General features: G+C 56.3%; 21 protein-coding genes. 7 read left to right on the plus strand and 14 right to left on the minus strand.

The genetic code is table 11. The features are described 5' to 3' along the window. Nucleotides 1-11: 11 nt before the first annotated feature. Together proC and AVO41_RS03190 are read right to left on the minus strand one after the other, a co-directional pair. A complete protein-coding gene (gene proC, locus AVO41_RS03185; protein WP_068582433.1) occupies nucleotides 12-839 on the minus strand; it encodes a pyrroline-5-carboxylate reductase in 828 nt (275 codons plus the stop codon). Nucleotides 840-925: 86 nt separating this feature from the next. After that, entirely contained in the window at nucleotides 926-2,197 is a 1,272-nt protein-coding gene (locus AVO41_RS03190) for a Glu/Leu/Phe/Val dehydrogenase (protein WP_068582435.1), read from the minus strand. A 175-nt stretch (nucleotides 2,198-2,372) separates the two neighbouring features. Between AVO41_RS03190 and AVO41_RS03195 the strand changes: the two genes are divergently transcribed. Next, nucleotides 2,373-3,434: a hypothetical protein gene (locus AVO41_RS03195; RefSeq protein WP_068582438.1), complete on the plus strand. Its 1,062-nt coding sequence runs from the start codon at nucleotides 2,373-2,375 to the stop codon at nucleotides 3,432-3,434. Between the two features lie 151 nt (nucleotides 3,435-3,585). Here AVO41_RS03195 and AVO41_RS03200 read toward each other — a convergent pair whose 3' ends face one another. Beyond that, on the minus strand, nucleotides 3,586-4,302 hold the full coding sequence (locus tag AVO41_RS03200; RefSeq protein ID WP_068582441.1) for a YggS family pyridoxal phosphate-dependent enzyme: 717 nt from the start codon (nucleotides 4,300-4,302) through the stop codon (nucleotides 3,586-3,588). A gap of 83 nt (nucleotides 4,303-4,385) precedes the next feature. Here AVO41_RS03200 and ppk2 point away from each other — a divergent pair, with 83 nt between their 5' ends. Both ppk2 and AVO41_RS03210 read left to right on the plus strand, forming a co-directional pair. Further along, nucleotides 4,386-5,177, plus strand: coding sequence for a polyphosphate kinase 2 (ppk2, locus tag AVO41_RS03205; protein ID WP_068582445.1), 792 nt, complete (start codon nucleotides 4,386-4,388; stop codon nucleotides 5,175-5,177). Between the two features lie 29 nt (nucleotides 5,178-5,206). Next, on the plus strand, nucleotides 5,207-5,431 hold the full coding sequence (locus AVO41_RS03210; RefSeq protein ID WP_068582450.1) for a hypothetical protein: 225 nt from the start codon (nucleotides 5,207-5,209) through the stop codon (nucleotides 5,429-5,431). On the opposite strand, the gene AVO41_RS03215 is transcribed toward AVO41_RS03210, so the two are convergent. The 6 genes from AVO41_RS03215 to AVO41_RS03240 are packed head-to-tail and all read right to left on the minus strand — an operon-like array spanning nucleotide 5,402 to nucleotide 10,383. After that, nucleotides 5,402-6,055 (minus strand): hypothetical protein, encoded by a 654-nt coding sequence (locus AVO41_RS03215; RefSeq protein ID WP_068582453.1) that lies wholly within the window; start codon nucleotides 6,053-6,055, stop codon nucleotides 5,402-5,404. The genes AVO41_RS03210 and AVO41_RS03215 overlap by 30 nt on opposite strands. Further along, nucleotides 6,045-7,331, minus strand: a complete 1,287-nt coding sequence (locus AVO41_RS03220; RefSeq protein WP_068582456.1) for a dihydroorotase — start codon at nucleotides 7,329-7,331, stop codon at nucleotides 6,045-6,047. Before AVO41_RS03220 ends, AVO41_RS03215 begins: the two co-directional genes overlap by 11 nt. Continuing rightward, complete coding sequence (locus AVO41_RS03225; RefSeq protein WP_068582459.1) at nucleotides 7,328-8,332, minus strand: aspartate carbamoyltransferase catalytic subunit; 1,005 nt, start codon at nucleotides 8,330-8,332, stop codon at nucleotides 7,328-7,330. Before AVO41_RS03225 ends, AVO41_RS03220 begins: the two co-directional genes overlap by 4 nt. Nucleotides 8,333-8,367: 35 nt before the next feature. Next, on the minus strand, nucleotides 8,368-8,778 hold the full coding sequence (ruvX, locus tag AVO41_RS03230; RefSeq protein ID WP_068582461.1) for a Holliday junction resolvase RuvX: 411 nt from the start codon (nucleotides 8,776-8,778) through the stop codon (nucleotides 8,368-8,370). Next, entirely contained in the window at nucleotides 8,771-9,337 is a 567-nt protein-coding gene (locus AVO41_RS03235) for a YqgE/AlgH family protein (RefSeq protein ID WP_068582465.1), read from the minus strand. The genes ruvX and AVO41_RS03235 overlap by 8 nt, the downstream gene beginning before the upstream one ends. Before the next feature lie 8 nt (nucleotides 9,338-9,345). Next, nucleotides 9,346-10,383 (minus strand): FAD:protein FMN transferase, encoded by a 1,038-nt coding sequence (locus AVO41_RS03240; RefSeq protein ID WP_235584667.1) that lies wholly within the window; start codon nucleotides 10,381-10,383, stop codon nucleotides 9,346-9,348. A gap of 146 nt (nucleotides 10,384-10,529) precedes the next feature. Between AVO41_RS03240 and AVO41_RS03245 the strand changes: the two genes are divergently transcribed. Further along, nucleotides 10,530-12,596: an EAL domain-containing protein gene (locus AVO41_RS03245; RefSeq protein ID WP_068582471.1), complete on the plus strand. Its 2,067-nt coding sequence runs from the start codon at nucleotides 10,530-10,532 to the stop codon at nucleotides 12,594-12,596. On the opposite strand, the gene gshB is transcribed toward AVO41_RS03245, so the two are convergent. From gshB to metK, 5 genes are read right to left on the minus strand one after another with little or no spacing between them, the layout of a single operon-like run. Further along, entirely contained in the window at nucleotides 12,593-13,582 is a 990-nt protein-coding gene (gene gshB / locus AVO41_RS03250) for a glutathione synthase (protein WP_068582474.1), read from the minus strand. The genes AVO41_RS03245 and gshB overlap by 4 nt on opposite strands. Beyond that, nucleotides 13,579-14,889, minus strand: coding sequence for a glutamate--cysteine ligase (gene gshA, locus AVO41_RS03255; protein WP_068582478.1), 1,311 nt, complete (start codon nucleotides 14,887-14,889; stop codon nucleotides 13,579-13,581). Before gshA ends, gshB begins: the two co-directional genes overlap by 4 nt. Nucleotides 14,890-14,941: 52 nt before the next feature. Continuing rightward, on the minus strand, nucleotides 14,942-15,676 hold the full coding sequence (locus AVO41_RS03260) for a 16S rRNA (uracil(1498)-N(3))-methyltransferase (protein WP_068582481.1): 735 nt from the start codon (nucleotides 15,674-15,676) through the stop codon (nucleotides 14,942-14,944). Between the two features lie 2 nt (nucleotides 15,677-15,678). Then, entirely contained in the window at nucleotides 15,679-16,536 is an 858-nt protein-coding gene (gene metF / locus AVO41_RS03265; protein WP_068582483.1) for a methylenetetrahydrofolate reductase [NAD(P)H], read from the minus strand. 12 nt (nucleotides 16,537-16,548) lie between these two features. Then, a complete protein-coding gene (gene metK / locus AVO41_RS03270) occupies nucleotides 16,549-17,703 on the minus strand; it encodes a methionine adenosyltransferase (RefSeq protein WP_068582486.1) in 1,155 nt (384 codons plus the stop codon). Between the two features lie 36 nt (nucleotides 17,704-17,739). Here metK and AVO41_RS03275 point away from each other — a divergent pair, with 36 nt between their 5' ends. From AVO41_RS03275 to purE, 3 genes are all read left to right on the plus strand, one after another. Further along, nucleotides 17,740-18,015 (plus strand): hypothetical protein, encoded by a 276-nt coding sequence (locus AVO41_RS03275; RefSeq protein ID WP_153003461.1) that lies wholly within the window; start codon nucleotides 17,740-17,742, stop codon nucleotides 18,013-18,015. A 32-nt stretch (nucleotides 18,016-18,047) separates the two neighbouring features. Beyond that, the gene (locus AVO41_RS03280; RefSeq protein ID WP_068582494.1) at nucleotides 18,048-19,868 is read left to right on the plus strand and encodes a GGDEF domain-containing protein; all 1,821 of its coding nucleotides are present in this window, start codon (nucleotides 18,048-18,050) and stop codon (nucleotides 19,866-19,868) included. Between the two features lie 104 nt (nucleotides 19,869-19,972). Then, entirely contained in the window at nucleotides 19,973-20,491 is a 519-nt protein-coding gene (gene purE, locus AVO41_RS03285) for a 5-(carboxyamino)imidazole ribonucleotide mutase (RefSeq protein WP_201022829.1), read from the plus strand. Nucleotides 20,492-20,496 lie beyond the last annotated feature (5 nt).

Consider the following 20,496-nt stretch of genomic DNA (forward strand, 5'->3'; position numbering starts at 1 on the left):
ATCTTATCAGGTTATGTTTGTCGGCCCAGTTCATCCGCCAGGGATTTGGCCCGGTCGCGTGAGGCTTCCATGGCCTCGGTCACGATGGCTTCCAGGTCATGCTGGGCAAATACGTTCAGTGCTTTTTCTGTGGTGCCGTTGGGCGAAGTCACTTTTTCGCGCAGGGTCTGGCAATCATCGTGACTTTCCAGCGCCATCTTGGCCGCGCCAAAGGCGGTCTGGACCGTCAGAAGTTGCGCGGTTTTGGGTGACAGCCCCATCTGCTGTCCCACCTTTTGCATGATCTCCATCATCAGGAAATAATAAGCTGGCCCACTGCCGGAAACGGCGGTGATTACGTCAAGCTCGCTTTCATGTTCAACCCAGACGGTCACCCCGGCGGCACGCATCAGGTGTTCGGCGTTGTCTTTTTGGTCTGCCGTGACGCGTTCATTGGCATAAAGTCCGGCTGCACCGCTCTGAATCAGGGACGGCGTGTTGGGCATGGTGCGCACAATGGCGGTTTCGCCCCCCAGCCAGCGATCAATATCGCGGGTGCGGACGCCTGCGGCGATGGACACAATCAATGGCTTTTTGGCCTGAACCGCTGATTGCAACGACTGACAGAGTTCTGCGAGTTGCTGCGGCTTAACCGCCAGCACCACGACGTCGGCGCGCTCAACGGCCTGGGCGTTGTCGGTCAGACACTCAATGCCATACAACTGCGATAAGTGACGGCCGCGCTCCGGATCACGGTCGGTCGCAATCAGTTGCGAAGCTTGGTAACCGCTGGCAATCAGGCCGCCAATCAAACTGAGGCTCATGTTGCCCGCACCGATAAAGGCCAGTGTCGTACTCATGGGCGCTCCTGTTGGTTCAATGATTCAAAATCGCATTATAAACCGATCATCGGCGATTCCCAACCACCCCGCACCCTCTGGTCGCATTATTTACTGAAAAGTTTGTAGTTGCCACGCTGTCCGATGGCACCAGCCAGTCGATCAATGCCGTGAATGTAAGCACTGGTGCGCAGGCTACAGCCGAATTTCTCGGCCAGGTCATAAACGTGGTTCGCTTCGCGGCGCATGATCTTGGACAAGCGCTGCTGAACTTCGACCTCTTCCCAGTAAAAACCGGCGCGATTCTGGACCCATTCAAAATAACTGACCGTTACCCCGCCTGCATTGGCCAACACATCGGGAATCACCGCACACTGGTTGTGTTGCAGAATTTCATCCGCCTGTGGGGAGATGGGACCGTTGGCGATTTCCAGCACGGTATTGGCCCGAATTTCTTCGGCGTTTTCCTGTGTGATCTGGTTTTCCATCGCCGCCAGCACCAGCACGTCCACATCCAAAGATAAGAGTTCCTGGTTGGTCAGTACATCGTGCGCGACTTCGTTGCAGACGGTGCCATCGCAATAAACCGAATGCAGGGTGTTGGTCTCTTCTTTGTAGTATTTGACATGATCGACCTGTAATCCATTGGGGTCGTAAATGCCGCCCACGGAATCCGACACCGCGACCACCTTATAGCCTTCTGCCTGAGCCAGTCGGGCAAAATGATAGCCAGCGTTGCCGAACCCTTGCACCGCGAGTGTGGTTTCGCCACGTTCCCAGCCATGGCGGCGTGCGTATTCATCCAGGCAGAACAGCGCGCCCTGACCCGTCGCCTGAGTGCGCCCCTGAGAACCGTTGAGGTGGATGGGCTTACCGGTGATGATGCCGGGTGTCTGGCGTCGTGACAGGACCGAATATTCGTCGGCCATCCAGCCCATAATGGTGGCGTTGGTGTACATGTCGGGGGCCGGAATGTCGCGCGTTTCACCAATGACATCGGCAAACGCGCGGATGTAGCCACGAGACAGACGCTCCAGTTCGAGTTGAGACAGGTCTTTGGGGTGAACCGTAATGCCGCCTTTGGCCCCGCCGAAGGGCAGGCCGGTGACCGCACACTTGACCGTCATCCAGAAGCTGAGCGAGGTGACTTCGTCCATATTGACCCGGGGATGGTAACGAATCCCGCCCTTGGTGGGGCCTCGTGTGTCGTCATACTGAACGCGGTAGCCGGTAAACATCTGCAAGGTCCCATCGTCCATGCGAACTGGAATGCTGGCTTTGATGGAGCGCTTGGGTACGGATAGCCGGGTAATGACCTCTTCGTCGACCTCAATGTGTTTGAACACTTCGCTGAGGCGCTGCTTTGCGATCTCGAACATGGCGTTCTCCTGAACGGTTTTAGAGTGTTTTTTACGCGATAAGGCCCATTATGCCCACTCAAAAATGGATTGACCAGTCAAGTTTTGCCTTGTGTGGCCGATAACCCAGATTAGAATAACAATCGGGCGCGGACAGAGCGCTCACACTGCACCCTGACCAGAAAAAGGAACGATTATGGCCTCTCCCATCCAATCCAATGCGTCCACGCTGCAAAATTTATTGACCCCAAACAAACGGGCCGATCAGGATGACAAAAACACGGGTCAGGCCCGTGCCGAAGACGTCCGCTCCCCTGTGGCTCAAGCCATCCAGGCCGCAAGAGGGGAGGCCGCGGGTTTCTCTCCCAGCGCGCAAGGTCTTCAGGCCATGGCCAAAAGCAGTTCGTTTGAACAGTCTCTGGCCTACAGCCACACCATGACATTGAATTTGCAGACACGCGAAGGGGACAGCGTTCAGGTGGATTTTCGCCAGCTTTACGCTCAGTACCAATCCTATAAGCAGGAGCAGTCGGCGGAAATGGGACCGCAAGGCGCGCGCTATTTTGAAAGTCGTGAAGCCATGGAGGCCACCGCGTTTGAAGAGCGTTTTGGCTTCAGCGTTCAGGGCGATTTGAACGATGAAGAGCTCAATGCGATTTTTGATGTGTTTGATCAGGTGGGCAAGCTGGCAGATGAATTTTTCAACGGCGATGTGGAAAAAGCGTTTGAGCAGGCACAGAATCTGAATGTGGATTTCGGACAGCTTAAAAGCATGGATCTGAATCTGGAAAAAACGCAAACCATGGCGCAGCGTTACCAGCAGACTCAGGGCTATCAACAAGGAGACGTTCCTGAATCCGCTGAGAAACCACAAGGCGGAGACCTTAGTCAGGTGCCTGCCTATGTACAGGAATGGCAGAGCGTGATTGAACGCATGGACGAGCAGTTTGCCCAGGCGCGTGAACGTGTGGATCAGTTGATGGCCGCCGTCATGGGCCAGAAAGAGCAGATTGCTTCAAGCGACGAATCGGCCTCCTCGAAAGACACAAGCGAGACCGAAAACGCCACCAACTGGCTGGATCGCATTCAATCGTTTCATGACCGGCTGGCCGAGGCATTCGGTTTGCGTGACCTGATGCGTCCACAGGCCGACGCCCAGACAGACGCTGACACCCCTGTCGATGCAGAGGGTGATACAGGTGAAAATGCAGAAACTTCGACTCAAGAAGCCTCCGAATCCGCCGATAAACATTCATAACAGAGGCCAAAAAAGGCCCAACCTGATCGAGCGCATCAAGACGCTGGACAGGGCAAAAAGGAGAGAACCAAAACCGGATGTGGTCACAGACCGCCTCCGGTTTTTTTATGCCTGGCAAAAGCCAGATAAAGGTGTTTTTGACCAGGCCTGGTCAGTTTCGCGCACCAAAGAGGTCAGTGCCGATGCGTACTTCGGTGCTGCCTTCGAGCACCGCCGCTTCCAAGTCGCCACTCATGCCCATGGATAACGTGTCCAGTTGTGCTTCGGGGTGTTGTGTCTGCAGCTGTTCAAGCAGTTGGCGCATTTGTGCCAGCGGTTGTCTTTGCGCTTCCAGTGTGTCGCTGGGCGCAGGGATGGTCATGAGGCCGCGCAGGGTCAGGTTGGGCAGTGCAAGGACCTCTTCGGCCACCTGCATGATCTGTTCGGGTGCAAAGCCCGCTTTGCTTGCCTGACCGCTGATGTTGACTTCCAGCAGGATGTTCAAGGGGCCTTTTTCCGGTGGGCGTTGACTGGACAGGCGGCGGGCGATTTTCAGGCGGTCCACACTTTCCACCCAGTCAAACTGTTCGGCAATGGGTTTGGTTTTGTTGGACTGGATCGGCCCGATAAAATGCCAGGTCAGGTCCGGGCGCTGAGCGATTTTCTCCAACGCTTCCTGCAGATAGTTTTCGCCAAAACAGGTCTGGCCCTGCTCGGCGATGGCATTGACGTATTCAATGGGTTTGGTTTTACTCACGGCCAGCAGTTGAATGGTGTCTGCAGAGCGCTTGGCGCTTGAGGCGGCGTCCTGCAAACGTTGTTGAACGTTGGCCAGATTTTGTTTCAGGGTAGCCTGGGTGTCGGCATCGGGCAGTGTGTGAGCAGTCATGTACGGCCTCTTGTTTATTTTGTTGGGTTCGGGGCGTAGAATGAATTGATTAGGATAAGGAATTTTAACAATCGGGAGACGCCATGAAGAAAATCAAGTCCAGTAACATCGCTTATCCGTATGATACGAAATTGAAACGCAAAGAGTATGAAAAAACCAAAGAGCAATTGCAAATCGAGTTGCTCAAATTGCAGCGTTGGATCAAGGACAATGGCGAGCGTCTGGTGATTCTGTTTGAAGGGCGCGATGCGGCCGGTAAGGGCGGCACCATCAAGCGGATGATGGAGCATCTCAATCCGCGGGGTGCGCGCGTGGTGGCCCTGGACAAACCCACGGAAACGGAAAAGGGGCAGTGGTACTTTCAGCGCTATGTGCAGCATTTGCCCACGCAGGGGGAGATGGTGCTGTTTGACCGCTCCTGGTACAACCGTGCCGGGGTGGAGCGCGTGATGGGGTTCTGTACCCCGCAGGAATACAATCAGTTTGTGCATCAGGCACCGGAGTTTGAGCGCATGCTGACGGCCAGCGGGATTCATCTGATGAAGTTCTGGTTTTCGGTGAGCCGCAATGAGCAGTTGCGCCGGTTTAATGCCCGCAAAAACGATCCGCTCAAACAATGGAAACTCAGTCCGATGGACATGGCTTCATTGGATTTGTGGGACGAGTACACCCGAGCGAAAGAAGACATGTTTTTTTACACCAATACGTCGGAATGTCCCTGGACGGTGATCAAATCCGATGACAAAAAACGGGCGCGGCTGGAAGCGATGCGCTATGTGCTCAACAGTTTTCCGTATGACGACAAAGACCCGGATCTGCTGGAAAATGACCCTTTAATCATCAGCACCGGCGACGAAGTATTCAAGGAAGACTAACCAACCCGAATAACGATGAGGAACCGATTATGATTATTCAGTTTGATAAGCACGCCAAAGAAGTGGTCAAAGAGTTTAAAAGCATTCTGTCGCACAAGGCGCTCAACGAGATCACGGATGAGCAGTTTTCGGAGCTGGAGACGCTGGTGCTGGCTTCCGTGGAAGTGGTGCATTCCAATATGGCGCACAAAGCCGCCAAGTCATTGGAAGCGCTGGCGCATGAGTTACGCAAAGAAGCGGGTCACGTCGAATAACCGCCAGTGTTCGGGCGGTGTCCAATGCGCTTTCAGTGTGCTTAAATCGCCTTCGAAGCAGCCCGGCTGCCCCTGTCGGGCACAGAGACGATTGGGAATGCCCCAGTCTTCGAGCAGTGTGGCCGCGCCCATGGCTTCGGGCGGAAAGCCCGGCAGCAGAAAGCGCGCCGGTTTGACCGGAAACGGAAACCCTTGATCACTGTGAGCAATGACGGTTAAGGCGCAATGCGCTTTGAGTTGTTCGCATATATGCAGGGCTGTGGCCAGATGCAATCCGTCTGCCAGCAGACAAAGGGGCTGGTCCGGTTCGCTCTGCGAGTCATTACGCGGCGCCGGAGCGGGCACGATGTCCTGCAAAAACCACCAGGCCTGGTGGTTTTTGGGTTGGGAGATGTGTCCGGCATCCGGTGCGTTTTCCTGAAGGCTGAGAAATTGCACCCGCTGACCCTGATCTTTGACGCTGAGCAGAAAGGTTTGGTCGTTCAGTGTCAGGTTGACTGGCCAAAGCTCGGTTGGCAGGGGGGTACCACTGCGATATTCGTGTACCCAGTAAGCGCCGATTTGTGGCAGGCTCTGCTGCCAGATCAGCTCGGGCAATGGCCGGTCGGGGGCGTCAGACCGCATTGTTGCGATACACCGGTCGCCCCTGAAAATAGGTCGCTTCCACTTGCCCTTGGAACTCCCAGCCGTGGAACGGGCTGTTGTCACCGCGACTGATCAAATCAAAGCGGTCCAATTCCCAGTGGGCCTCCGGGTTGAGCAGGCAAAAGTCGGCGGACAGGCCTTCACTCAAGCTGCCGTTTTGGATGCCGATGATCTCGGCGGGACGCTGGCTGAGCGCTGCAACGGCTTGATTCAGTGTCAGAGTGTTGTCTTCCACCAGGCGCAGGGTCAGCGGCAAAAGGGTCTCCAACCCGCTGATGCCCGGGGCACTTTCGCCAAAAGGCAGTAATTTGACGTCACGGTCCAGCGGGGTGTGGTCACTGACGATGGCGTCAATGATACCGGTCTTGACGCCCATGCGCAGAGCCGCCTGATCATCGTGCGTGCGTAAGGGCGGTGTGACGTGAAACAGGCTGTTGAATTCGAGCAAATCGTAATCGGTCAGGTGCAGTTGATGAATGGCCACATCACACGTCACCGGCAGGCCTTCTTTTTTGGCGCGTGCAATCATTTCCACCGACTTGGCGCAGGAGATCTGAGAGATGTGAACCCGAACTCCGGCCTCTTCGGCCAGGATCAATGTTTGCGCCAGGGCCGCGGTTTCGGCACTGTAAGGAATGCCGTTGAGGCCCAGGCGACTGCTGACGGCGCCACTGTGTGCCACGCCACCGTTTTTCATGGTCTGATCTTCGCACCGCAGCATCAGCAGAATGTCGTTGCTGGCTGCGTAGCTCATGGCGTTGCGTAAGGTGAGCGGGTTTTGGATGGGGCGATTGGCCTGACTCAGGGCGATGCACCCCGCGTTTTTAAGCGCGGCCATGTTGCTGAGCATTTCCCCTTCGAGCTTCTGCGTCATCGCGCCAATCGGCAGTACAAACGCGGTGGCCGCCTGACGGGCCCGGCGCTGAATCAATTCGGTGACCGCCTGGGTGTCATTGACCGGGTTGGTGTCGGGCGGGCAGCAGATGGTGGTGATGCCGCTGGCCACCGCCGCTTTGGTCTCTGAGGCGATGGTGCCTTCATAATGACTGCCGGGTTCACCCAATCGCGCTTGTAAATCCACCAGGCCTGGTAACAACCACTTGCCGGTGGCATCGATCGTCTGATCGGGAGTGAAGCCTTCGGGCGCGGTGTCGTCAATCGCCTGAATGCGTCCGCGTGCGATGTAAAGATTGCTTACCTTGTCCAGGTCCTGGCTGGGATCGATGATGCGGGCGTTTTCAATCAACAGTCTCATGCGTCCGCCTCCTGCTGGACTGAGGCGGATTGTTTCAGAACCGCCGCGTTTTCGGTAATGATGGACATGACTGCCATGCGCACGGCGATGCCATAGGTCACCTGGTCCAGAATGACTGACTGGTCGCCGTCAACCACTTCGGAATCGATTTCCACGCCACGGTTGACTGGCCCCGGGTGCATGACGATGGCATCGGGTTTGGCGTAGCTCAAACGGTCTCTGGTCAGGCCATAGAGATTGAAAAATTCTTTCTCGCTGGGCAGCAGGGCGCTTTTCATGCGTTCGCTCTGCAATCGGACGTTGATGATGACATCCACATCGTCCAGTCCGTCTTCGATGTTGTCATAAACGTGAACGCCCAGTGCCGCGGGGTCAGGTGGCATCAGCGTTTTTGGGCCGATCACCCGGATTTCCCGAGCTTCGAGCAGACTCAGTGCCTGAATCTGTGAGCGCACCACGCGGGAATGCTGAATGTCACCGATGATGGCGACCTTGAGGTCGTAAATATCGCCTTTGTGACGACGGATGGTCAGCATGTCGAGCATCGCCTGAGTCGGGTGCGAGTGCTGGCCGTCGCCGGCGTTGATCACATGGACATGCGGGGCCACATGGCGGGCAATGAAATGGGCGGCACCGCTTTCACTGTGTCGCACCACGAAAATGTCGGCCAGCATGGCTTGCAGATTCCACAGGGTGTCGAGCAGGGTTTCGCCTTTTTTGGTGGAGGAGGTGGCGATGTTTAAGTTGACCACGTCGGCGGAAAGGCGTTTTTCGGCGATCTCAAATGTGGTCAGGGTGCGGGTGCTCGGCTCGAAAAACAGGTTCATGATGGTCTTGCCATGCAGATTGGGCACTTTGCGGATTTGGCCCTGTTCATCGATGAACCCATCGGCGACGTCCAGAATCTGGTTGAGATGGCGAGGCTTGAGTCCTTCCAGTGTCAGAAAGTGTCGCAGTTCGCCCTGGTCGTTCAGCTGCAGATTGGGAGTGGACAGTCGCATGCGTGTTCTCTTTGCTTGGGTTGACTCAATGTGCGTTATTTTAGCGTTTCCAGCCAGTTAGATAAAATGATTTCGGCGGCCAGGTCATCGTGATGCTCTGCCTCGGGGGCACGTTTCTCGGCTTCAATCGAACTGAGTTGTTCTTCCATGTAAAACACCGGGCGGTGATAACGTCCGCCCAGGCGTTGTCCGAATTTGCGTGCCGGTTGTGTCAGGGGCTGGTCGGTGCCGTCCAGACGCAAGGGCAACCCCACCACAATGGCCACTGGTTGCCATTGGTCAAATAACGCGCTGATGGCGTCCCAGTCGGGGCGGCCGTCTCGGCTTTGCACAATCGATTCGGCGCTGGCGGTGGCGGTCAGGGTGTTACCGATGGCCACACCAATGCGGCGCAACCCGAAGTCAAAACCGATGACGCGCCCCTGCATGCCAGCGGGGTCAGTCATGCCCGGCATCCATGCTTAGAAATTCCGGTGATATGCCCAGTGTGTGAATGGCGGTTTCCCATTTTTTCTCTGCGGGGACGTCAAACAGCAAGCTGGCGTTATAGGGAATGGTCAGCCAGTTATTGGCCTGAATTTCGTCATTCAACTGGCCTTTCTCCCAGCCAGCAAAACCCAGGCACACCAGAAACGCATCGGGGGCCTGCTGCTCGGACAGGGCTTTGAGAAAATCTTCGGAAACGGTCATGCCCAGGTTGTCGGGCAGGGGCAGTGATTTTTCCCAATCGCCTTCGGGTTGGTGCAGGATGAAACCATGTTCCATGTCCACAGGACCGCCCATCATTACGACATCATGCAGATAATCCGCCTCGGGCGGTATGGGCAGGTCGAAGTGTTCCAACAGTTGCGAGACATCCAATTGATGCGGGTAGTTGACCACGAGCCCCATGGTGCCGTATTCGTTGTCTTCGACGATATAGATCAGTGCCTTGTCAAACCAGCTGTTGGCCAGGTTGGGCATGGCAATCAGAAAATGATGCTCGAGTGACTGGAGAGTTTGCATGGTCCTTATTATACCGATTCGGCGCTGGATTTGGGTGGGTCGATGATTTGCAGATCACAGTCGACGTTTTGCAGTCGCTTGGCCATGGCGGTGGTGGCAAAGCATTGACCGCCGGGGGCGACCAGAAAGGCCTGGTCAATCCCCATCCGGCCAGCGATGCGCTGCCAGCCGCTGGGTCCGGCGACCATCAGGGCCGTGGCGGCGGTGTCGGCTGTCACGGCATCGGGGTGGGCGACGGTCACCGACACAAAAAAATCGGTGGGCGCGGCGGTATTGGGATTGAGGATGTGGCTGAATGTCTGGCCTTGCCATTCAAATGAGCGTTGATAGGTCCCGGAGGTCACCAGGCTTTCGTTTCCGTGTACGGCGATAGCGGCCAAGGTCGTGCCGGGATGGTCCGGGTGTTGAATCCCAATTGACCAGGCCTGGTGTTTTTGGGGGTTGCGCTCCCCCAAAACACGCATATCACCGCCAATGTTGATGATGGCATTGTCAATGCCGGCGGCCTGCAGTTGTTCGGCGGCGCGGTCCAGTGCCAGACCTTTGGCGTTGCCCCCAAAGTCCAGCTGCACACGCCGGTTGTGACTGTGCAGGGTCAACCCGTCAAACCAGAGGTCAAGAATACTGGGTCGGTGCTTGAGCCAGGCCTCGCGTTGAGCCTGAGAGGGCGGCGGGCCTTGCCAGTGCTCGCTGTGAAATCCCCAGAGGGCAATCAAACTGCCTATCGCGGGGTCAAAGAGACCATCGCTGGCGCGGGTGAGGGCCTGGGTTTTTTCGATCTGGCGTTTGAAACTCAGGGGCACCTCAATCGGTTCGCCCCGAGCAATGGCCTGATTGATTCGGTAGAGGGTGCCCTCCGGCTGCCAGGCATGCCATTGGGTGTGCATGCTGTGAAAGGTGCGTTCAATCCGGGCAAACACCGGGCGGGCCTGATCCGGTGTGACGTGACTGGCGCTCAGGGTGACAAAGGTGCCAAAAACCGGGAAGCGGCTTTGCACGGTTTGAGTGGGGGCTTGGCAGGCGTTCAGGCTGAAAGCGGTGAGCACTGCCAAGCAAAATTTAGGGAATGATAAAAAAGATGAATGCAAAGTTATGCGCATCGCAAGTCCATTTGAAAAGGAGTGTGCTAAGATGCCAGATCAAGCCTTATTGAGACGGCACAGACTCATTTTAACAGTTAACTTTCATTGACATGAGCATTCAATCCGACCATCTTGAACAGATTCTGGCGCACTTTCCTGAAGGGGTTTTTACCCTCAATCAGGAGTTGGCGATCACCTATGCCAATGATGCCTTCGCCGAACTGTTGGGGTATGGGCCGGATGAGTTGCTTGGGACTTCGATTGATGCTTACCTGGGTGATCACGCCATTCTCGAAGCCTGCCATACTGAGGTGGTCGAAAAAGGGTTCTGCAACGAACAGAAAACCGAATTCTTGCATCGCAATGGTCAGCGCGTGCACATTGCCAAAAACGTCCAGTTGGTTGAGGGTGAGGACGGGCAAAGCATGTTTGTGGTCTGTGTGCGTGATCTGACCGACATTCATCGGCTGAATCAGGCTCTGGAAGACCATGCGGCGAAGTTGCGCGTTTACAACGACAGTCTGACGCAGAAAGTGGCCGAGCGCACGCAACGTTTACGTCGCCAGATGGCGTATTTGCAGGCGTACAAAACGGCCATGGACACCAGTGCCATGACCTTGATGCTGGACACGGATCTGACCATTACCGATGCCAATGGCATGATGCTCACGCGCTGTGGCTGGGACCTGCGCGATCTGCTCGGCCAGTCGTTATTCCAACTCTGGTCCGCCGAATCCCATGGCTTGCGACCGAAAGTGACGGCCACTCTGGCCGAAAGCCCCAGCTGGAAAGGGGTGGTTCGCTACCAATCCAGGGCGGGACAGACGTTTTATCTGGACACGACGCTGGCCGCGATTTATGACGAACACCACCAGGTCAATGAGTATGTGTGCATTGGGTATGACGTCAGCGCGCTGATTGAATCCACCCAGGCCATGTCATTCCGCTTGCACAATGATCCCCTGACTCAGCTGCCCAATCGTTTGAGCCTGCTTGAGGCCATTGCCGCAGACACGCCGGAGCAGATGGGTCTGGTGTTGTTTAATGTGGACCGATTCAGTGAACTCAATGCCTGTTTCGGTCACGAGGCCGGTGACGAAGTGTTACGCTCGCTGGCGCTGGCACTGAATGATGGCGTGGGATCCATTTCCGGGGTGTGCCAGCTTTATAAGCTGCCCGTGGACGAATTTGCGTTATTGGTGGATCTCCAACGGATCGCCCCGGATTTTGAAGGGCGGTTGCAGGATTTTTTACAACATCTCCCCCATCAGCGTTTTCAGTTGGACGGTCAGCAGGTCAATGTGTCGGTAACGGCAGGTTGGGCCACGACGCACACGGCCGGTTCAAAGGGGCGTCAGGTGTTGTCCGGAGCGGATATGGCTCTCAAGCGCGCCAAAGCTCAGCATAAGACGTTTTTGTCATTCGACCCCACACTTAAGATTGAAAAAACCTATCAGCAGAATTTGAATTGGATCGAACGACTGAATCGCGGGCTGGAAGAACAGCGTTTTGTGCCGTTTTATCAGCCCATTGTGGATGCAAAAACGCATGAAGTGGTCAAGTATGAGTGCCTGTTGCGCCTGAAGGAAGGGGATGAATATGTGTCGCCTGGTGCCTTTTTGGGCATCGCCAAGCGTCTGCGGCTTTATCATCGCTTGACTCAGACCATGATCGATCAGGTCTTTGCGCGCATGCAAACCAGCTCGCATCACTTTTCGGTGAATCTGTCGATTGAAGACATCGCCGATGAAACCATGCGCCTATGGCTGATTCAGCGTGTGGAGACCTGCCCGGATCCGGGGCGTCTGGTGCTGGAAATTGTCGAGTCGGAAGGCATTCAGAATTATGACACGGTGCGTGAGTTCATTCGCGCGGTCAAGGCTCAGGGGGTGCGGGTGGCCCTGGATGATTTCGGTGCGGGCTATTCCAATTTTGCCTACATGGTACAGCTGGATGTGGACTATCTGAAAATCGACGGGTCCATTATTCAGGGCATTTGCGACAATCCGGCCTCGAAGGTAATGACCGAAACCATTTTGGCCTTCGCCCACAAACTGGGCGTTAAAACCATTGCCGAGTTTGTTTCCAGTCAGGCGATTGTGGACTGTCTGAACGGTTTTGCCATTGACGAACTTCAGGGATTCTACTTTGGAAAACCCTCCCCCGAGCCGGGTTAAGTTGATTTCAGCGGGGGCAGGGCGGCCAGCGCATCCAGCAAGTCGCCAGCGATGTTGAGGTCAAACGCCGCATCCAGCTCTCTCACGCAGGTCGGGCTGGTGACATTGATTTCCGTGATGTAATCGCCGATCACATCCAATCCCACAAAATACAGGCCTTTGGCTTTCAGAGTGGGGCCGACCTGCTGGCACAGCCAGCGGTCCCGATCACTGAGCGGTTGGCCCACGCCTCGACCGCCAGCGGCCAGGTTGCCTCGGGTTTCGCCCTCGGCCGGGATGCGTGCCAGCGCATAGTCAATCGGCTCGCCATCAATCATTAGAATGCGTTTGTCCCCGTCCTTGATTTCAGGCAGATAGACCTGCGCCATGATATGGTGCTGTCCGTGCCCGGTCAGGGTTTCCAGTATCACGGAAATGTTGGGGTCTGTGTCCGTGACCCGAAAAATCGAGCTGCCGCCCATGGCATCCAGGGGCTTTAAAATAACGTCCCGGTGGGTTTGAATGAATTGGCGAATGAGCCCGGGCTGAGCGGCAACCAGTGACGGGGCCAGGGCTTGAGGAAACCAGCTGGCAAACAGTTTTTCATTGGCGTCACGGATCGCCTGAGGTCGGTTGACCACCCGTGCGCCTTCGGCCTCGGCCAGTTCCAGCATTTGTGTGCAGTAGAGGTAGTCGTTGTCAAACGGCGGGTCTTGGCGGATAAAAATCAGATCCAGCTCACCTAAAGGACGAATGACGGTTTGGCCGTAGCCAAAGTATTGTGACTCGGTGTCCGACTGAGGTCGGTCCCAAACTTTCAGTTGCGTGAGCTGGGCGAAGGGGCGGCCCCCGTCGAGAAAAATATCCTGTGGCGTCAGGTACCAGAGGGTGTGGCCACGGCGCTGACCTTCGAGCAACATCGCAAACGAGGTGTCCTTCCAGGGTTTGATCTGCTCGATCGGGTCCATAATCACGGCCATGTCCAGTGCTGCGGCGACCTCACTCATGCTGATGGCTCCGACAACAGGCCCCGTTTGGCCTGATCGATTTCACGGGCCGCCGCCAGCAGTGCCAGACGCGCGACCACGCCGTAGGCATAAAAGCGGTTGGGGCTCGCATCCGGTGCCTGGTTCTGATCGGGTGTGGCGCAGGCGGTCTGAAACGACAGCGACTGAAAGTGCATGCCGGGTGAGTTCAGGTTGTCGGTGGCGCTTTTGCCGGTGTGAACCCGGTAGAACCCGCCCACAACCTGGTTGTGAATCATATAGACCACCGGCTCGGCCACGGCGTCATCGATGTTTTCAAAGGTGTAGACGCCTTCCTGCACCAGCATTTGCTCGGCCACCCGGCCTTCTTTGGCCGAACTCATTTTGTTGCGCTGCTTGCGGTTGAGGCTCAAAACGTCTTCGGGGTTGTTGACCGACATGATGGCCATGCCGTAGGTACCGCTGTCGGATTTGATGATCGCAAACGGCTGACAGTCAATGTCGTGGTTGTCGTAATAGGTTTGGGTCTTTTTCAGCACTTCATTGACCGAGTCGGCCAGGGTTTCCAGGCCGGTGCGTTCTTTAAAGTTGACCGGGCCGCAAGGCAGCGACAAGGGGGTGATCAGCCAGGGATCAATGTCAATCAGTTGAGCAAATTCCTGTGTGATGTCCTGATAGTGTCCGAAATGTTCGGTTTTGTAGCGATTGGCCCAGCCCAGATCCAGTGGCGGCAACAGCGTCTGGTCAATGTTTTCCAGAATCTCCGGGCGGCCACCGGACAGGTCATTGTTTAATAGCACGGCGCAAGGGAAAAAGTCGGCCACGCCCACTCGGTCTTCCTGGCGTGTCAGCGGTTCCAGCGTCAGAGTTTTGCCCGAAGGCAGAGACAGTTCGGTGGGCTCGGTGATTTCCGGGTTGATGGAACCGATGCGGGCTTCATAGCCCGCTGCCAGTAGGATCTCCTGCAAAACCGCCAGGTTTTCCAGATAAAACTGGTTGCGTGTGTGGTTTTCCGGGATGATCAAAACCCCATCGGCGATGGGGCAGGCGGCGGTGACCGCATTTTGCGCCGCTTGAATGGCCAGGGGGCGCAAGTCTGTGTGCAGATTGTTGAACCCGGCCGGGAACAGGTTGGTGTCCACCGGCGCCAGCTTGTAGCCCGCATTACGCAGATCCACCGAGGCATAGAAGGGCGCAGGGGTCTGCTTAAACTGTTTGCGAAACCAGGCTTCGATTTGGGGCTGCTGGTTAAGCAAATGTTCTTCGAGTTCGAGCAGTGGACCGGTTAAGGCGGTTTCCAGATGCGGCACCTGATTGGTTGATGGCATAGTGTTGTGTTCCATTGTTAACAAATGACCGGGGGTTGAGGGGGATCTTGTCTCAGAAGTCACCCCAGAGGGTTTGCATGGCAGCCAGTAACGTGACGCCGGCGGTTTCGGTCCTTAATACTCTAGGGCCAAGGGCAATGGCTTTCAAGCCCTTTTCCGTGGCCTGATCGATTTCGGCGTCACTCAACCCGCCTTCGGGGCCGACCAGAAAAGCCATAGGGCTTTGTGGCGGTGACAGATCCGAGAGCGCATGCTGGGCGCGTGGGTCCAGGACCAGCCCGTTGATGGCCTCATCCGGCTGGTCTTTTAACCAGGCCTGGTAAGTTTTCAAGGGGCGAACCGGTGGTACGACTGTGCGGCCACACTGTTCGCACGCATGAATCACGATGGCCTGCCACTGTTGCTGACGTTTTTGCGCTTTTTCCGGTGTCAGGCGCACCATGGAATGTTCAGTCAGGACCGGCTGGATCTCCGACACCCCCAGCTCCACCGCTTTTTGCAGACTGTAATCCATCCGGTCGCCTTTGGACACCGATTGCACCAGGGTCGTGTGAAGGGGGGATTCGCGGTTCAATTCAAAAATTTCCTCAAGCGCCACCTTGGCCTGTTTCTTGGATTCGGGCACCAGCGTGGCACGGGCCTGATGTCCCTGGCCGTCGAAGACTTCCAGCGGGTGATCGGCCTTCAGGCGCAGCACGCGCATCAGATAGTGTGCCTGTTCCGTGCTCAATGCCAGGGTTTGATCGGGCTGGTAGTCGCCCGGGACATACAGACGAGGAATGCGCATGATCAGTCCTGACGCAGTGTGAGGCTTTGCACAATGTCGATGGTGGGCTGGGGCTGGTTCATGCTGTAGAAGTGCAGTCCGGGCGCGCCGATGTCGAGCAGGCGCTGAGACAGTTCCTGAACCACCTCCTTGCCGAATGCCTTGAGGCTGTCCGGGTCGTCTTCGTAGCTTTCCAGTCGGCATTTCAGCCAGCGCGGAATTTCCGCCCCGCAGCCCTGTGAAAAGCGCACCAGGTTTTCGTAGTTGGTGATGGGCATCACCCCAGGCACGATGGGCAGGTCAATGCCGGCTTTTTCACAGTTGTCGATGAAATAACGGTAGCTGTCAACGTTGTAAAAATACTGGGTGATGGCCGCATCGGCCCCTTGCTCGACCTTGTACTTGAACCATTTGATGCCGATGTCGCAGTTGCGTGCCTGCGGGTGGGTTTCCGGGTAGGCGGCCACTTCAATGGTGAAATCGTCGCCGGTGGTCTCACGAATGAAGGCCACCAGGTCGCTGGCGTATTTGAACTCGCCCGGGTCCATCATGCCTGAGGGCAGATCGCCGCGCAGTGCTACCAGGCGCTTGATGCCCATGGCTTTGTACTGGGCCAGTAATTCACTGACGCTCTCGCGACTGGCGCCGATACAGGTAATGTGCGGGGCGGCGGCATGATTGGTCCGGGTCTGAATGTGTTCGACCGTTTCCATGGTGCGGGCCTGGGTGGTGCCGCCGGCCCCATAGGTCACTGACATGTATTCCGGGTGAATCACGTCCAGTTGTTCGATGGTGCTTTGCAGCTTTTCCACGCCCCGGTCGGTGCGGGGGGGAAAAAACTCCAGACTGATTTTTTGCGGGTATTGGCGTTGTGATTGCATTGGTTGTTTCCTTTACAGGCCAGCGTCGGCTTTGAGGGCGTCGGCTTTGTCCGTCCGCTCCCAGGTGAATTCAGGCAGCTCACGTCCGAAATGCCCATAGCTGGCCGTTTTTCGGTAGATGGGACGGTAAAGATCAAGCATGGCGATCAAGCCTTTGGGACGCAGGTCAAAATGCTCACGCACCAGCGCGACAATGCGCTCGGGGGCAATTTTGTGGGTGCCGAAAGTGTCAAGGCTAATGGAAGTCGGTTCGGCCACGCCGATGGCATAAGAAATTTGAATTTCGCATTTGTCGGCCAGGCCCGCGGCAACAATGTTTTTCGCTACATATCGCCCGGCATAGGCCGCTGAGCGATCGACTTTGGAGGGGTCTTTGCCGGAGAAAGCGCCCCCGCCATGACGGGCCATGCCACCATAGGTGTCGACAATGATCTTACGCCCCGTGAGCCCGGCGTCGCCAACCGGGCCGCCGATGACAAAGCGCCCGGTGGGGTTGATGTGGTAGTGGGTCTGGTCATCCAGCCATTGTGCGGGCAAAACCGGGCGGATGATTTCTTCCATCACCGCTTCGTGCAGGGTCTCGTTGCTGACGTCCGGGTCGTGTTGGGTGGACAGCACCACCGCTTCGATACCGACTGGCTGACCGTTTTCGTAGCGCAGGGAAATCTGGCTTTTCGCATCCGGGCGCAACCAGTCAAGCGTGCCGTTTTTGCGGCATTCGGCCTGGCGTTCCATCAGGCGGTGCGCATAAAAGATCGGCGCGGGCATCAACACATCGGTTTCATTGGTGGCGTAACCAAACATCAGGCCCTGGTCCCCTGCGCCCTGTTCGTGGTCATCGGATTCGTCCACGCCCTGAGCGATTTCAGGTGACTGTTTGCCGATGGAGCTCAACACCGCACAGGTATCGCCATCAAAGCCCAGGTCGGCATGGTGGTAGCCAATCTCATTGACCACCTTGCGCACCAGTTCTTCCTGATCGACCCAGGCAGTGGTGGTGATTTCCCCTCCGAGCATGACCATACCGGTCTTGATAAAGGTTTCACATGCCACGCGGGCTTTGGGGTCCTGAGCCAGGATGGCGTCCAACATGGCATCGGAAATCTGGTCGGCGATTTTGTCCGGATGGCCCTCGGAGACCGATTCGGAAGTAAAAACGTGTGTCATACTGTGTCCTCAATGTATTTTGGGTGCACTCAGCGGATGCGTGAAAAATCAAAATTGAGAATACGGTACATAAGGCGGGGCTGCGGCAGTCCTCGCTTTAGCCGTATTTGGTTGACCCGTCAAATCAATGAATGGGTCCTGCGCCCGCAAGCTGATGTTCAAATCGGCGCATTCACCTTTTGCTCGAATCCGATCCGCGCAAAAGACATCGCCTATTTTGAAAAAAAACTGACTGAATTGCAAGGTCTTTTGTTCGGTGTGATGCTGACAGCGTGCTGGGACTGTCATCTGCGTGCAATCTTGGGTGGGTAAGATGGTGAGTCCGTTGTCTTAGGGAGGGTGTGATGCACCAGCCAACCGCCGCCATCGAACCAATCAATGAAACCCTGCCGGAATCCTTGCGCAGTTCACAGCTTGGGCGAGAACTGCAGGAAGTGCTGGAACAGGCGCGCCTGACGACGTTTTTCCAGCCGATTGTCTCTCTGCGTAAAAGCCGAATCATCGGGTTTGAGGCCCTAACGCGCGGACCGGAAAACTCCGCGTTGTTTTCGCCGGCCAATCTGTTCAGTGCCGCGATCAAGCATGATTTGCTGCTGGAAATGGACCTGCTTGCCCGGCGCACCGCGATAGAAACCTTTCACCGTCAGGCGCATCTGCATCAGAATCTGCCACACCTGTTTCTTAACATCTCTGTCAGCACGCTGCTCAATCACAACCACCAGACCGGTTTGACCCTGCAGTACCTTCAGGCCTTTGATCTGGACGTCAGCCAGGTCGTGATTGAAATCACGGAACTTCAGCCGGTGGAAGACATGTCTCTGTTTCAGGAGGCCATCAGTCATTATCGACGCATGGGCTTTAAAGTGGCGATTGATGATTTGGGTTCGGGCTATAACGGCCTCAAACTCTGGTCGGAGGTGAAACCGGACTTTGTGAAGGTCGACAAGCATTTTATTGCCGGCATTGATCGCCAGGCCGACAAGTACCGTTTTATGGAAACCATCCTGACGCTGGCCAAGAGCTTGGGCACCAAGGTCATCGCTGAGGGCGTGGAACGGGAATCAGAGTTGCGCATGCTGGAGAAGCTGGGGGTGGACCTGATTCAGGGGTATTTGCTCAAACGCCCGGCGCCTTCGGCGTCGATGGTGCTGGACTATGAGCTGACCCCACAGGTTGCCGGGCAGAGCGGCCCGACTGAGGCGGTCAAGCTGGTGTGCAAACAGGCCGACCCCATGCCGCCGACCCTTTCGGTGCAGGCCATGACCGAACGCATGCTCAAAGATCAGCAACTGGAGTTTGTGCCCATCGTGGACCAAGGCATTGTGCGCGGCATCGTCTGGCGACGCGAGCTGATGGATGTCATGGCCCGTCCGTTCGGCCATGATCTGCACACGCGCAAAAAAATCACCCGGTTTATGGATCCGGATCCGTTGGTGTTTGATGCCAATACGCCTCTGGTAGAGGTCAGTCGCACCATCACCGAGCAGGGCAATAACGAGCGTGGCCACTTTATCATCACCGAAGAAGGGTTTTATCAGGGCTGTGGTTCGTTTATGGAGGTACTTCGGGTGATGACGGACCTGAAGGTGGCCAGTGCCCGTTATGCCAACCCGCTTTCCGGCCTGCCGGGCAATGTCCCGATTCAGAATTGCATTCAGGACCACCTGGATCAGGATCGGCCGTTTACCGTCATGTATGTGGACGTGGATAATTTCAAACCTTACAACGACTATTACAGTTTTGAACAGGGCGATCAGGTGATCAGTGAAGTGGCCAAAGTGCTTCACTCCGCTGTCGGGCTGAAGCAAGCGTTTATCGGCCATGTCGGGGGCGACGATTTTGTGGTGGTCACGCAGGACGATGATTACCAGGTCATTTGTGACAACATTCTCAGTGGTTTTTCCGAAGCGGTGGCACAGTTTTACACCGAAACCGATCGTCAGCGAGGCGGTATCGTCGCTCAGAGCCGGGAAGGCGAGGAGCGGTTTTTCCCGATGATGAGTCTGTCGATCGGGGTGTTGCTGGTGGCCCCCGGTCAGTTTGACCACACTCAAAAACTGTCGTCGTGCGCCACGCGTGCCAAAAAAGGGGCCAAGGCCCAAGGTGGCAACACGTATTTTGTTGCCGATTCGCGTTTGCTGCAGGCGAGTCCGGTGACGCCTTGAATGGGGCGTGATTAAGCGGTCGTCCGAGCTTGTGTTTTGATTTTGCTTGCATTTATGGGGTTGCACGTTAAAATACACGGTTTTTTAACGAAAAGGTCCGTGTTATGACAGCGACGACTTCTGCCTCAACGGCGGTCAAAGTGGGCGTGATCATGGGGTCCAAATCGGATTGGCCCACCATGACCCAGGCGGCTGAAATGCTGGAGAATCTGGGTGTGCCCTATGAGGTGAAAGTGGTGTCCGCACACCGCACGCCTGACTTGATGTTTGAGTACGCCGAGCAGGCCGAAGTGCGCGGGCTGAAAGTCATCATTGCCGGTGCCGGCGGCGCGGCTCATCTGCCCGGCATGGTCGCTGCCAAAACCCTGATCCCGGTGTTGGGCGTACCGGTTCAGTCCCGCGCTCTGAGCGGTCAGGATTCGCTGCTGTCCATTGCCCAGATGCCTGGCGGCATTCCGGTGGGCACGCTGGCCATTGGTGAGGCCGGGGCCAAAAACGCGGGCCTGCTGGCGGCGCAGATTGTTGCCAATCACGATCCGGCGGTGCGAGAGGCATTGCATCGTTTTCGAGATGACCAGACTCAGACCGTTCTGGACTGCCCTGACCCGCGCGACGCCGACTAAATTCT

The sequence above is a fragment of the Thiomicrospira sp. WB1 genome, assembly GCF_001507535.1.
Classification (GTDB): Bacteria; Pseudomonadota; Gammaproteobacteria; order Thiomicrospirales; family Thiomicrospiraceae; genus Hydrogenovibrio.